The organism is Achromobacter sp. SIMBA_011, assembly GCF_046535435.1.
Taxonomy (GTDB): Bacteria; Pseudomonadota; Gammaproteobacteria; order Burkholderiales; family Burkholderiaceae_B; genus Achromobacter; species Achromobacter dolens.
In genome coordinates, this window is sequence record NZ_JAWRWN010001112.1 from 1 (window position 1) to 241 (window position 241).

The following is a 241-nucleotide window of genomic DNA, read 5'->3' on the forward strand; positions in this document are numbered from 1 at the left end:
GTATCAGCACCCTTTTTGCGGCAACAGGGCAACAACCTTTCCAATCCTTCATGTGACCTTACCGAAAGGTCACTTTTTGCAGCGCATTTTCCGCATTAATGTCGCATATGACCTGAACAGAAGCTTCGCCCGGCGGGAACGGGGGCTTCCCTTCCCGAGATCAAGAACCGATATGAGAAAATTGCTGCCCATTCTGGATTACGTGGTGCTCTTCGTTGCCGTGGCCGGCAGCGGCGTGGCC

1 protein-coding gene is annotated in these 241 nt (G+C 53.9%); it reads left to right on the forward strand.

The features are described from left to right. Positions 1-241, forward strand: a 241-nt coding sequence (locus SB816_RS34490; protein WP_410548556.1) for a hypothetical protein, incomplete at both ends; no start/stop codon positions are given.